Source organism: Pseudomonas sp. B21-035 (assembly GCF_024748945.1).
Classification (GTDB): Bacteria; Pseudomonadota; Gammaproteobacteria; order Pseudomonadales; family Pseudomonadaceae; genus Aquipseudomonas.
The window spans coordinates 2861646-2874768 of the sequence record NZ_CP087179.1 but is presented as its reverse complement, the minus strand read 5'-3'; the positions used below and the strand labels follow the sequence as shown (position 1 = coordinate 2874768).

General features: G+C 65.6%; 8 protein-coding genes. 7 read left to right on the top strand and 1 reads right to left on the bottom strand.

Annotated elements, in window-relative coordinates; translation table 11 throughout:
* Positions 1–223: 223 nt before the first annotated feature.
* From LOY22_RS13055 to LOY22_RS13025, 7 genes are all read left to right on the top strand, one after another.
* A complete protein-coding gene (locus LOY22_RS13055) occupies positions 224–793 on the top strand; it encodes an alpha/beta hydrolase (protein WP_258597733.1) in 570 nt (189 codons plus the stop codon).
* A 74-nt stretch (positions 794–867) separates the two neighbouring features.
* Positions 868–2823, top strand: coding sequence for a DUF1302 domain-containing protein (locus LOY22_RS13050; RefSeq protein ID WP_258597732.1), 1956 nt, complete (start codon positions 868–870; stop codon positions 2821–2823).
* A gap of 21 nt (positions 2824–2844) precedes the next feature.
* Positions 2845–4203 carry a DUF1329 domain-containing protein gene (locus LOY22_RS13045; protein ID WP_195884074.1) on the top strand — a complete coding sequence of 453 codons (1359 nt, stop codon included), beginning with the start codon at positions 2845–2847 and terminating at the stop codon, positions 4201–4203.
* A gap of 32 nt (positions 4204–4235) precedes the next feature.
* On the top strand, positions 4236–5312 hold the full coding sequence (locus LOY22_RS13040; protein ID WP_258597731.1) for a YCF48-related protein: 1077 nt from the start codon (positions 4236–4238) through the stop codon (positions 5310–5312).
* Between the two features lie 15 nt (positions 5313–5327).
* Positions 5328–7802 (top strand): RND family transporter, encoded by a 2475-nt coding sequence (locus LOY22_RS13035; RefSeq protein WP_258597730.1) that lies wholly within the window; start codon positions 5328–5330, stop codon positions 7800–7802.
* Positions 7795–9567, top strand: coding sequence for an acyl-CoA dehydrogenase C-terminal domain-containing protein (locus tag LOY22_RS13030; RefSeq protein ID WP_258597729.1), 1773 nt, complete (start codon positions 7795–7797; stop codon positions 9565–9567). The genes LOY22_RS13035 and LOY22_RS13030 overlap by 8 nt, the downstream gene beginning before the upstream one ends.
* An 11-nt stretch (positions 9568–9578) precedes the next feature.
* A complete protein-coding gene (locus tag LOY22_RS13025) occupies positions 9579–11225 on the top strand; it encodes a fatty acid--CoA ligase (RefSeq protein WP_258597728.1) in 1647 nt (548 codons plus the stop codon).
* Positions 11226–11302: 77 nt separating this feature from the next.
* Here LOY22_RS13025 and LOY22_RS13020 read toward each other — a convergent pair whose 3' ends face one another.
* Complete coding sequence (locus LOY22_RS13020; protein WP_258597727.1) at positions 11303–13069, bottom strand: GMC oxidoreductase; 1767 nt, start codon at positions 13067–13069, stop codon at positions 11303–11305.
* Positions 13070–13123 lie beyond the last annotated feature (54 nt).

Genomic DNA, 13123 nt, shown 5'->3' with positions numbered 1-13123 from the left:
CGTTATAGCGTGGGTGTCGCCAAATGAGAAGCCGTTTTCGGCGGCTGAAAAAAGCCCGATGACCTGCACCCCCGGGCCACTCGGACATACGCCACAAACCCTGTCATCAAATGAAAAGTCGCTGACGCGCAATGTAAAGCGCCAGCGGGGAGGGCTGATTACTGTGGCTGTGCAAGCGCTCGGGATTACCTGCGAGCGGACTGTCCTGAGCCTAGGTGCCGACGTGGAAAAACTGCATACCACCGCTACTGTCCTGATCGTCCCCGGCCTGCGCGAGCATGTGCCCGAGCATTGGCAGGCCCGGCTGGCCGAACGCCTGGCCAAGGTCCATACGCTGGCGCCGCTGCAGGTCGATGGCCTGGACTGCAACGCCCGGGTCGACGCCATCCAGCGTGCGCTTGAACAGATTGAAGGCGAGGTGTTGCTGGTGGCGCACAGCGCCGGGGTGCTGATGGTTGCCCACTGGGCGGCGCGTTACCAGCGGCCGATCAAGGGCGCGCTGCTGGCGGCGCCACCGGACCTTGCGGCCAGTTGGCCGGCGCACTACCCACGCCCGCAAACCCTGCGCGCCAATGGCTGGAGCCCGCTGCCGATGACGCCGTTGCCGTTCCCGAGCATCGTCGCCGCCAGCAGCGACGACCACCTGGCCAGTCTCGACGCGGTCAGGGCCATGGCCCGCAACTGGGGCAGCCAGTTGCTGGAACTGGGCGCTGTCGGCCACCTCAACCCGGCCGCAGGCTTTGGCCCCTGGCCACGGGCCGAACAACTGGTCCAGGCCCTGGACCTGCAGTAACGCACGGACGCTTGAACCACGCCCGCATTCGACGGGCGGCGATAACAACAATAACAATAAGTGGAGCCATCGCGATGTCCAACCCTCGCATTCACCGTGCTGTGAAGCCACAGCGCTGCCTGCTCGCCTGCGCCATCGGCTTGCTGGCGCTGCCTGGCGCCCAGGCGTTCGAGCTCAATACCGGCAGTGAAGACTGGGCCGTGCGCCTGGATAACACGGTCAAGTACAACTACGGCGTACGCACCGAAAGCGCTGACAAGCGCCTGCTGGCAACCCCCAACAACAACGACGGCGACTACAACTTCCGCAAGGCCGGGACCACGGTCACCAACCGTATCGACCTGCTCAGCGAGCTGGACGTGATCTACCAGGGCAACATGGGCTTTCGCGTCAGCGCCGCCAGCTGGTACGACAAGGCCTACGACAACACCGGCTCCAACGCCAACCCGTTCGTCAACGGCAACGGCGGCCAGTCGGGCATCAACCCCAGCCTCAACGGCTTGCCCGGCACCGGCGTGCCGCTGGGCAGCCCGCACCTGAGCAACTATGCCCAGCGCTACTACAGCGGCCCGTCCGGTGAGGTACTGGATGCCTTCGTGTTCATGCGTCGCGAAGTGGGCGATTCGTCGCAGATCAGCGCCAAGCTCGGCCAGCACAACCTGTTCTGGGGCGAAACCCTGCTCAACCCGGTGCATTCGCTGAGCTACGGCCAGTCTGGCCTGGACCTGGCCAAGCTGGCCGCCTCACCCGGCACCGAAGCCAAGGAGCTGTTCGTGCCTCGCAACCAGCTGTCGGCGGCGTTGCTGGTCAACCCCGAGCTGACCATCGGCGCGCAGTACTTCCTCGACTGGGACGCCGCGCGGCTGCCGGAAGCCGGCACCTACTACGGCGGTTCGGACCTGGTGGGCGAGGGCGCACAGAGCTTTCTGCTCGGCCACACCGGCACGCCCGGGCTGATCCCGGTGCGCGGTGCGCTGACCAACATCCGCCGCGGCCACGACCTGACCCCGGACAAACGCGGCGACTGGGGCGTCATGGCCAAGTGGTCGCCAGAATGGCTGGGCGGCACCCTGGGCGTGTATTACCGCAAGACTTCGGAGATCCTGCCCCAGGCCTGGCTCGACGCCCGCGGCCTGACTGTCGCCAACGGCCCGTTCGGCAGCCCGCCGGGCAGTGCCCAGGGCGCGGTCGGCAACCTCTACAACTCGCTGCAAAGCGCCACCTACCAGTTCGCCTACGCCGACAACATCGACATCTATGGCCTGAGCCTGTCCAAGGATGTCGGCGGTATCAGCGTCGGCAGCGACCTGAACATCCGCCACAACATGCCCCTGGCGAGCATTCCGGCGATCCTCAGTGCGCCGGGCCAGGCCGGCCTGGGTGGCGGCTTCGGCCTGCTGCCGGCGCGTTTGCCCAGCAGTGGCGTGGTCTATGAAGCGCCGTCCGACGGCGACAGCATGAGCGCCACCGGCGACACCCTGCACTGGACCCTCAACGGCCTGATGACCATTGCCGATACGCCGCTGTTCGACTCGGCGACCCTGCTCGGCGAGCTGTTCTACAGCAACCTGCTCAAGCTCGATAACCACAACGCGGCCTTGTACAAGGGTAAAAGCAGCTACCGCGGCATCGACCAGCCGACCCGCGATAACTGGGGCATCGCGGTCAACTTCACCCCGACCTGGTACCAGGTGTTGCCGGGCATGGACCTGAGCATGCCGCTGTCGATCAACGTCGGCCTGGACGGCGTATCGCCGGTGCAGGGCGGCGGCGCCGAGAACACCGGCAACTACGCCGTGGGCCTGAGCGCGGCGATCTACAACCAGTACTTCGTCGACCTCAAGTACGTCGATGGCTTCGGCAAGACCCAGTCCTGCAACAACGGCCAGACCGACGGCAGCACCCCCAACGCCCTGGACGGCGAGCAGGACTACACCTGCTACGGCGGCGGTTACGCCGCGTTCTCTGGCGGCGCCGCCACCACCGAGGACCGTGGCGCGCTGTACCTGACCCTGAAAACCACCTTCTGAGTCACACAGGAAAACAACAACATGAACTACGTGCACACCCTGTTGGCCACGTGCCTGTCGCTGGCTGCCCTGAACCCGGCCCATGCCGCCGTCTCCAACGACCAGGCCGCGCGCCTGGGCACCAGCCTGACGCCGATAGGCGCAGAGAAGGCCGCCAACGCCGACGGCTCGATTCCCGCCTACCAGGGCGGCCTGCTGACCCCGCCAGCGGCATACCAGAGCGGTGCGAGCATGCGCCCGGACCCGTTCGCCGCCGAGCAACCGCTGCTGGTCATCGATGGCAAAAATGCCGAACAGTACAAGGCTCAACTGACCGCCACCACCCAGGAACTGCTCAAGCGCTTCCCCAGTTTTCGCGTCGATGTCTATCCCACTCATCGCACCGTGGCGCTGCCGCAACCGGTGCTCGACAACACCCTGAAGAACGCCGTAGGTGCGCGCAGCCAGGAGGGCGGTAGCGCGGTCGACAATGTGCTGCCGGGCATTCCCTTCCCGATTCCGCAGAGCGGTGCCGAGGCCATGTGGAACTTCCTGTTGCGCTACCAGGGCGTGAGCATGACCGCCAAGTACGACTCGTGGAATGTCGATGCCGCCGGCAACGCCACCCTGAGCACCACCGGCCAGGCCAACATCAGCTACCCGATCTACGAGGACATGAGCAAGCCGATCGGCGCCAAGGACACCTACTACCAGATGAAACTCACCTACACCGCGCCGGCCCGCCGCGCCGGTGAAGCGATGATGCTGCGCGATGCCGCCAACCCGCTGGTGCAACCACGCAGCGCCTGGCAGTACCTGCCGGGCCAGCGCCGGGTCAAGCTGGCGCCGAACCTGGCCTACGACACGCCCAACCCGGGCACCTCGGGTTCGGGCACCTACGATGACGTGTTCGTCTTCAACGGCGCCCTCGACCGCTACGACTGGACCCTGGTCGGCAAGCAGGAGATGTACGTGCCGTACAACACCTACCGGTTGACCTACAACACCGACGTCAAGCAACTGACCACCGCCAACCACCTCGCGCCGCAATTCGTGCGCTGGGAAAAGCACCGGGTCTGGGTGGTCGAAGGCAAGCTCAAGGACGGCGCCCGGCACATCTACCACAAGCGCCGCTTCTACCTCGACGAGGACAGCTGGATCGCCCTGGCCTCAGACCAGTATGACGCCCGTGGCCAGCTGTACCGCGGCAGCTTCGCCTTCCTCAGCCAGAGCTACGACAAACAGACCCCGGATGCCACGCCGTTCATGATCTACGACCTGATCGGCGGCACCTACAACCTCAATGGTGTGGTCGGGGCCTACGGCGGCATTCGCTACATCGAGCCGCTGTCGCGCACCCAGTGGTCGCCCGAGTCCCTGGCCGGGGCCGGCATTCGCTGAGCCTGTCGAGCACGCACCGAGGAGGATCAGGGATGGCTTTTTTTAAACGCTGCAGCGTGATGCTGCTGGCCTGGGCCGCGCTGCAGGGCGCGGCCCGGGCCGAGCCTTACGTCGACGTGCTCGACCTGCCGGCGCAGCCCAGCGCCCTGGCCGCCACCAGCGCCTTGCGCGATGTCAGCGTCGCCGGCACGCGCCTGGTGGCGGTGGGGCCACGGGGGCACATCCTCTACTCGGATGACCAGGGCAGTCACTGGCAACAGGCGCAGGTGCCGGTCAGCGCCGACCTCAATGCGGTGAGCTTCGCCACCGCGCAGCTGGGCTGGGCGGTGGGCAACGACGGGGTGATATTGCACAGCCGCGATGGCGGCCAGCGCTGGGAAAAACAGCTGGACGGGCGGGTGCTCGGCGAGCAGGTGCTGGCTTATTACCAGGCACGGGCGCAAGCGGGCGGCGATCAATGGGCACGCTGGGTGGGCGAGGGTGAGCGCCTGGTCGCGGAGGGCGCCGACAAGCCGTTGCTCGACGTCTGGTTCAGCGACCCGCTGCACGGCTTTGCGGTGGGCGTATTCAACCTGCTGCTGCACACCGTTGACGGCGGCCAGCACTGGACGCCGTGGCTGGAACGCAGCGACAACCCGCAAGGCTTGCACCTGACCGGCCTGGCCAGCGTCGACGGCGCGCTGTACATCAGCGGCGAGCAGGGCCTGCTGCTCAAGCTGAGCGCTGCGGGCGACCATTTCGAGCGCCTGAGCACCCCCTATGCCGGCAGTTATTTCGGCGTCATTGGCAAGCCTGGGGCGCTGCTGGCCTACGGGTTGCGCGGCCACGTACTGCGCAGCACCGATGGCGGTGCCGGCTGGCAAGTGATCAAGACCGACCTGAACACCAGCATCACCGCCGCCAGCCTCGACGCCCGCGGGCGGTTCTGGCTGGCCAGCCAGGCCGGCGACCTGCTGGTCAGTAACGATGACGGCGCAAGCTTCAGCCCGCTGGCGCAAACCCAGCGCGCGCCGGTCAGCGGCGCAGCCTTTGATAGCGGCGCCGCGCTGGTGCTGGTCGGTGAGCGCGGCATCCGCACCCTGGCCCCCGACCAACCGCAGCAGCCATAACAAGAGAAAACCCCGATGGCCGACATCCAACAAGACACCTTGCCGGTGATCCGCAACCTCGGCGACTTCGATGCACGCTCCGGCAATCGCCTCGAACGCCTGGTGTTCAACCACCGGCTGGCGTTCATGCTGTGCATGCTGCTGGTTACCCTGGTGCTCGGCAGCATGGCCATGACGCGCCTGGAGCTGCGGCCCAGCTTCGAGAAGATGATCCCGCAGAGTCATCCCTACATCCGCAACTACCTGGACAACCGCCAGGCGCTGCGCGGCCTGGGCAATTCCCTGCGGGTGGTGGTAGAGAACACCCGTGGCGATATCTTCGACCCGGCCTACCTGCAGACCCTGCGCCAGATCAACGACGAACTGTTCCTCAGCCAAGGTGTCGACCGCGCCTGGATGAAGTCGCTGTGGAGCCCGGCGGTGCGCTGGACCGAAGTCACCGAAGAGGGCTTCCAGGGCGGCCCGGTGATGCCCGATGCCTACCAGGGCTCGGCCGCCGATATCCAGCAACTGCGCCAGAACATCGAACGGGCCAATATTGTCGGCAGCCTGGTCGCTCGCGACTTCACCTCGAGCATGCTTATTGTGCCGCTGCTCGACCAGGCCTCGGCGACCGGTGCCGGCATCGACTACCACGGGTTCTCAGTCAAGCTCGAGCAATTGCGCGCGCACTACGAAGCGGGTGGCGTTTATAAGCTGCACGTGATCGGCTTTGCCAAGCTGATGGGCGACCTGATCGACGGGCTGCTGCAGGTGATGCTGTTCTTCGCCCTGGCAGTGCTGACCACGCTGCTGATCATCTACCTCTATACCCGCTGCGTGCGCAGCACCTTGCTGGTGGTGCTGTGCTCGTTGACGGCGGTGGTCTGGCAACTGGGGATCGTCGCCTGGCTGGGGTATGCCATCGATCCGTATTCGATCCTGGTGCCTTTTTTGATCTTCGCCATCGGCGTGTCCCATGCGGCGCAGAAGATGAACGGCATCATGCAGGACATCGGCCGCGGCACCCACCGCCAGATCGCTGCGCGCTACACCTTCAGGCGTTTGTTCGTCGCCGGGGTCACCGCCTTGCTGGCCGATGCGGTGGGCTTTGCCGTACTGATGCTGATCGACATCCCGGTAATCAAGGACCTGGCGATTACCGCCAGCATTGGCGTGGCGGTGCTGATCTTCACCTCGCTGCTGCTGATGCCGGTGGCATTGTCGTATGTCGGCGTCGGGCGCAAGGCCGCTGAACGGGCCTTGCGTATCGACCTGCGCGCCGCCGAGCATCGCGGCTTTGGCAAACTCTGGGACCTGCTCGATCGCTTCACCGAACGCAAGTGGGCAACCGGCGCCGTGCTGGTGGCCGCCTTGCTCGGTGCCGGCGGTTTCTGGCTGAGCCTGCAACTGAAAATCGGCGACCTCGACAGCGGCGCCCCGGAGCTGCACGCCGACTCGCGCTACAACCGCGACAACGCCTACATCACCGGCCATTACGCGCTGTCCAGCGACACCTTTGCGGTAATGATCAAGACCGCCCCGGAAGGCTGCCTGCGCTACCAGACCCTGGTGCTCGCCGACCGCCTGGCCTGGGCGCTGCAACAGAACCCGCAGGTGCAGACCACCTTGTCGCTGACCAACGCGGTGCGCCAGATAACCGCCGGCACCTACGAGGGCAACCCCAAGCTGAGCAGCATCCAGCGCAACCAGGACGTGCTCAACTACGCCGCCCAGCAAGCCTCGGTGAACGCCCCGGAGCTGTTCAACAACGACTGCTCGCTGATGCCGGTGATCGCCTACCTCAAGGACCACAAGGCCGACACCCTCGACCAGGTGGTGGCGATTGCCGAGCGCTTTGCCCAGGCCAACAGCAGCGAGGACCGCCAGTTCCTGCTGGCGGCCGGCAGCGCCGGGATCGAGGCGGCGACCAACATCGTGGTGCGCGAGGCCAACCGCAGCATGCTGTTGCTGGTGTACCTGGCGGTGACGCTGTTCTGCCTGATCACCTTTCGCAGCTGGCGCGCAACCCTGGTGGCGGTACTGCCCCTGATGCTCACCTCGATACTCTGCGAGGCGCTGATGGTGATGATGGGCATCGGCGTCAAGGTCGCCACCTTGCCGGTAATCGCCCTGGGCGTGGGCATTGGCGTCGATTACGCGCTGTACCTGCTCAGCGTGCAGCTGCATTACCAGCGCCAGGGCCTGTCGCTGGCGCAATCCTACAAGAACGCCGTGGCCTTTACCGGGCGGGTGGTCGGCCTGGTCGGCATCACCCTGGCCGCCGGGGTGGTTGGCTGGGCCTGGTCGCCGATCAAGTTCCAGGCCGACATGGGCATCCTGCTGACCTTCATGTTCCTCTGGAACATGCTCGGTGCGCTGGTGCTGATCCCGGCGCTGTCGCACTTCCTCTTGCCCGCCAGCCAGGCGCGGGCGCCTTCACCCAGCCCCGGCAGTGTCGAGGGGCTGAACCTTAACAGCCAAAAAGCCGAGTGTTCATCGCATGTCTGATTACCTACCGCCGTTGCGTGACATGGATTTTCTGTTCAACGAAGTGTTCGACATTCCTGGCCAGTGGGCGCGCATTCCGGCCCTGGCCGAGCAGGTCGATGCCGACACCGCGCGGGCCATCCTCGAGCAGGCCGGCAAGCTCATCGCCCGGCAGGTGGCACCGCTCAACCGCAGTGGCGACGAGCAGGGTTGCCAGTGGCATGAGGGCCGGGTGAGCACCCCGGATGGTTTTGCCCAGGCTTATCGCAACTATGCCGACGACGGCTGGGTCGGCGTTGGCGGGGCTTGTGAATATGGCGGCATGGGCATGCCCAAGGTGATTGCCGCCCAGGTCGAGGAGATGCTCAACGCCGCCAACCTGTCGTTCGCCCTGTACCCGATGCTGACCGCCGGCGCCTGCCTGTCGCTGCTCAACCACGCCAGCGAGGCGCTCAAGGCGCGCTACCTGCCGCCCATGTACGAAGGGCGCTGGTCGGGGTCGATGTGCCTGACCGAACCCCATGCCGGTACCGACCTGGGCCTGATCCGTACCCGTGCCGAACCCCGGGCCGATGGCAGCTACCGGGTCACGGGCACGAAGATCTTCATCACCGGCGGCGAGCAGGACCTGACCGAGAACATCATTCACCTGGTGCTGGCCAAGCTGCCGGACGCACCGGCTGGCGCCAAGGGCATCTCGCTGTTCCTGGTGCCCAAGCTGCTGGTGGAGGAGGACGGCGCACTGGGCGAGGCCAACGCGGTGAGCTGTGGCTCGATCGAACACAAGATGGGCATCAAGGCCTCGGCCACCTGCGTGATGAACTTCGACGGCGCCGTCGGCTACCTGGTGGGCGAGGCCAACAAGGGCCTGAATGCCATGTTCACCATGATGAACTACGAGCGCCTGGGCGTCGGTATCCAGGGCCTGGCGCTGGGCGAGCGCTCGTACCAGAACGCCGTGGCCTACGCCCGCGAACGCTTGCAAAGCCGCGCTGCCACTGGCCCGGTAAACGCGCAGCAGGCGGCCGACCCGATTATCGAGCACGCCGATGTGCGGCGCATGCTGTTGACCATGAAGGCGTTGAACGAAGGCGGGCGGGCGTTCTCCACCTATGTGGCGCTGCAACTGGACCTGGCCAAGTACAGCGAAAATGCCGATGAGCGCAGCCAGGCGCAAGCGCGGGTAGCGCTGCTGACGCCGGTGGCCAAGGCGTTCTTGACCGACATGGGCCTGGAAACCACCGTGCACGGCCAGCAGGTGTTCGGCGGCCATGGTTATATCCGCGAATGGGGCCAGGAACAGCTGATTCGCGATTGCCGCATCACCCAGATCTACGAAGGCACCAACGGCATCCAGGCCCTGGACCTGCTCGGGCGCAAGCTGGTCGCCGACGGTGGCCGCAGCTACGCGGCGCTTGCGCAGGAGATCAAGGCCTACGCCCAGACCCTGGCGGCTTCCCGCGCCGAGTTCAAGACCCCGCTGTTGCTGGCGCTGGCCAATCTCGACGACCTCACCGCCTGGGTGCTCGACCGCGCCCAGGGCAACCCCGAGGAAATCGGCGCGGCGGCGGTGGAGTACCTGCAGGTGTTCGGCTACACCTTGTATGCCTATTTGTGGACGCGCATGGTCGACGTCGCTTTGCAGCACCACGGCGCGTTCTACCAGAGCAAGCTGGGCACCGCACGCTTCTATTTCGCCCGCCTGCTGCCGCGCATCGATTCGCTCAGCGCCAGCGTCAAGGCCGGCAGCCACAGCCTGTTCCTGCTCAAGGCCGAGCAACTGTGAAGGACACGCCCATGACCCGCACCCGCATCATCGAACCTGCGCCCGGCGCCTACAGCTACCCGTTGCTGATCAAGCGCCTGCTGTTGTCGGGCGTGCGCTACCAGCCCGGCCAGGAGATCGTCTACGCCGACAAGCTGCGCTACAGCTACAGCACCTTGCTCGAACGCATCCAGCGCCTGGCCAATGTGCTGAGCGCTGCCGGGGTCAAGCCTGGCGACACCGTGGCCTTGCTCGACTGGGACAGCCACCGCGCGCTGGAGTGCTTTTTTGCCGTGCCGATGCTCGGCGCCGTGCTGCACACCGTCAACGTACGGCTGTCGCCCGAGCAGGTGCGCTACACCATGAACCACGCCGAGGATCACCTGGTGCTGGTGCATGACGACTTCATGCCGCTGATGACCCAGTTGCGCGAGCAATTACCGACGGTCAAGGGTTACCTGCGCCTGAGTGACGGCGCTGAAGTGCACACGGAACTGCCGCTGCTGGGCGAATACGAAGCGCTGCTGGCCGATGCCGACAGCCACTTCGACTTTGCCGATTTCGACGAGAACTCGGTGGCCACGCTGTTCTACACCACCGGCACCACCGGCAACCCCAAGGGCGTGTACTTCAGCCATCGGCAACTGGTGCTGCACACCCTCAACGAACTCGGCACCTTCGCCGCCTGCGGCGGTGAGCCGCTGTTGCGTTCGGGCGATGTGTACATGCCGATCACGCCGATGTTCCATGTGCATGCCTGGGGCGTGCCCTACGTGGCCACGGCCCTGGGCATCAAGCAGGTGTACCCCGGCCGCTACGAGCCCAACCAGCTGGTGCGGCTGATGCGCGAAGAGCAGGTGAGCTTCTCGCACTGCGTGCCGACCCTGTTGCAGATGATGCTCGATTGCGACGAAGGCCAGCGCACCGACTTCAGCGGCTGGAAGATGCTGCTCGGCGGCAGCGCGCTGACCCAGGGCCTGGCCGCGCGGGCCAGCGCCAGGGGCATTCGCGTGCACTGCGGCTATGGCATGTCCGAGACCTGCCCGCTGCTGTGCGTGACCAGCCTTGGCGCCGCTGACCTGGCGTTGCCGATGCAGGCGCAACTGCCGTTGCGGATCAACGCCGGGGTGCCGATCCCGCTGGTGGACCTGCGCATCGTCGACGAACAGGGCAAAGACGTGGCCCACGACGGCGCAAGCCTCGGTGAAATCGTCGTGCGCGCGCCATGGCTGACCCAGGGTTACCTCAAGGAGCCGGAGCAGGGCGCCGCACTGTGGGCCGGCGGCTGGCTGCACACCGGCGACATGGCCTGCATCGATGAGCGCGGCGCGGTGCAGATTCGCGACCGGATCAAGGACGTGATCAAGACCGGCGGTGAGTGGATCAGCTCGGTGGAGCTGGAAAGCCTGATCAGCCAGCACAGCGGGGTCGATTCGGTGGCGGTGGTGGGGGTGGCGGATGCGCAGTGGGGCGAGCAGCCGCTGGCCCTGGTGGTCTGCGTTGCCGGCGTCGAGCTGGATCAGCCGGCGCTGGCCCGGCACCTGCAGCCATTTGTCGACAGCGGGCGCCTGAACAAATGGGCGATTCCGCGCCTGGTGCGCTTTGTCAGCGAAATTCCCAAGACCAGCGTCGGCAAGATCAACAAGAAGCTGATTCGCCAGAGCCATTGTGGCGTCTGAGTAAAGCAAGTGGGCATTCGACTTGCGCCGCGATGGGCTTGACCGGCCTCATCGCGGGGCAAGCCCGCTGCTACCTGTCAGACTTCAGTGAGGTCCGAGGTGGGCGGGGTGGGGGTGTTGACGCTGTCCAGTTGCTGGTCGGCAAGATCCTGGGCCAGGGCAACCATGGTCATGGTCGGGTTCCACGAACCACTGGCCGGCCACAGCGCACCGCCGGTGACGTAGACGTTCTCCACGCCATGGGGACGGTAGTCCAGGCCAACCACGCCTTCGTCTTTGTCGCCGATCCACAGGGTCGAGCCCTCGTGCACCAGCCCGGCCACCCGCCGTTCAGGGATGCTCGGCCGTTCGCCAGTCCAGTTGCCCAGGTTCGGGTCGCCGTGCCAGTACTCGACCTTGCCTTCGGGGGCGAACACCCGCTCCATCATCTGGAAAGTGCCTTCGTCCATGGTGTCCCAGGTTTGCTGGTCGGTTTTGCTGGCCAGCACCTGCAGGTTGACGTTGGTGGTCGGGTCGGCCTGGTCGTTGAGGTGGAAGTGGTTGTCGGGGTTTCGGAAGTCGATCTCGCCAAGCACGGCGCAAACGAACACCAGATGGTCCTTCGACGATTCCAGTTGCGCCATCGACGCCGTGGCGACCACGTCCGGCATATAACGCGCGGCTTTCTGCGCGTTCTTTGCAGGTTTGCGGTCTGACAGCACCGACAACTGCACGTGGTACTGCATGCCGCTTTGCTTGTTCTTGCCGGCCAGGTAAATGGCCGCGAGCTCAAGCTCGGCCAGCTTGTCGGCGAACGGGTAGTCCTTGCGCGGCACCCGTGCCACCACCGAGGTGATGAAGTGGGCGGTGAAGCGATCGCCGGCACGTTTGATTTGCGGGAACGAGTTCATCAGCAAGGTCGCCGGCGGCAGGGTGCCCATGGCCAGGATCAGCTTGGCGTTGCCGATGTTGATCACCCCGCGCGAGGTTTGTAGCGCCGTGGCCGCGCCATCCTGCTGGTGGATGCGCTCGACGATGCACTCGGTGATGATCCGCAGCGGGCTGCCAGTACCGGCAGCGGCGCGGTCGGCCTGTTTGCCGGCCAGCTCCATGATTGCCGCCGGGGTCGAGAACTTGGCAAAGTCCACGCCACCGGCGCGATCGGCCGCGGCGGCCAGGGGCGCCGACAACCAGCGGGTGGCCGAGTCGATCTTGCCGATGTTGTGCTCGAGCATGTTTTGCAGCTCAAGCTGCAGGGTGCCGTAGACCGGGCGTTGCTCGGTGACATGGGCGCGCACCTGCGGGTCGAGCTGGGTGTCGATCTTGTCGGCCGGGATGACGTTGAGCAGCTTTTCGGCCGACTCGAAGCGGGCCTCGGCGGCGGCGATGGTCTGCTCGGGCCAGTAGGCCATTTCCTCCTTGGTCGGCCGAGGGCACCAGGCGCTCCACATGATGCTGCGGCCACCGAAGAACGGCACCATGCCGTGCTGCCAGCCGATGTTGCCCGGTGGCTGGCTGGCGGTACGCGCCGAGAGGGTCCAGGGGAAAGTTTCGGAGAAGCCGCCGAGGGTTTTCTGGTAAGGGATCGGCAGGTTCTGGAAGTGCTCGGGGAGGAAGAACGGCCCGCGCTCGACCATCAGGATCCGCGCCTTGGGCTGGCTTTCGAGGATGCGTTCGGCGAAGGCCAGGGAACAGAAACCGGTGCCGATGATGATGAAATCGAACTGTTCTTCTTCGCGGACCTGCTTCCAGGCCGATTCGGAGAGAAAGAACACGTGGTCCAGCACCTTCTGGGCGTTGGGTGTTTGCGGACCGGGGGTAGGGTAGCCGTGACCGAAGTTGGTCGAACTGGTGACTGCGCTCATTGTTGCCTCCAATCATTGTTGGCAGAGGGTCTATCGTCCTTGTGCAGCGTGCAG

Coding starts and splice junctions, on each gene's coding strand:
- LOY22_RS13050 (WP_258597732.1), top strand. CDS start 868: ATGTCCAACCCTCGCATTCACCGTGCTGTGAAGCCACAGCGCTGCCTG.
- LOY22_RS13045 (WP_195884074.1), top strand. CDS start 2,845: ATGAACTACGTGCACACCCTGTTGGCCACGTGCCTGTCGCTGGCTGCC.
- LOY22_RS13040 (WP_258597731.1), top strand. CDS start 4,236: ATGGCTTTTTTTAAACGCTGCAGCGTGATGCTGCTGGCCTGGGCCGCG.
- LOY22_RS13035 (WP_258597730.1), top strand. CDS start 5,328: ATGGCCGACATCCAACAAGACACCTTGCCGGTGATCCGCAACCTCGGC.
- LOY22_RS13030 (WP_258597729.1), top strand. CDS start 7,795: ATGTCTGATTACCTACCGCCGTTGCGTGACATGGATTTTCTGTTCAAC.
- LOY22_RS13025 (WP_258597728.1), top strand. CDS start 9,579: ATGACCCGCACCCGCATCATCGAACCTGCGCCCGGCGCCTACAGCTAC.
- LOY22_RS13020 (WP_258597727.1), bottom strand. CDS start 13,069: ATGAGCGCAGTCACCAGTTCGACCAACTTCGGTCACGGCTACCCTACC.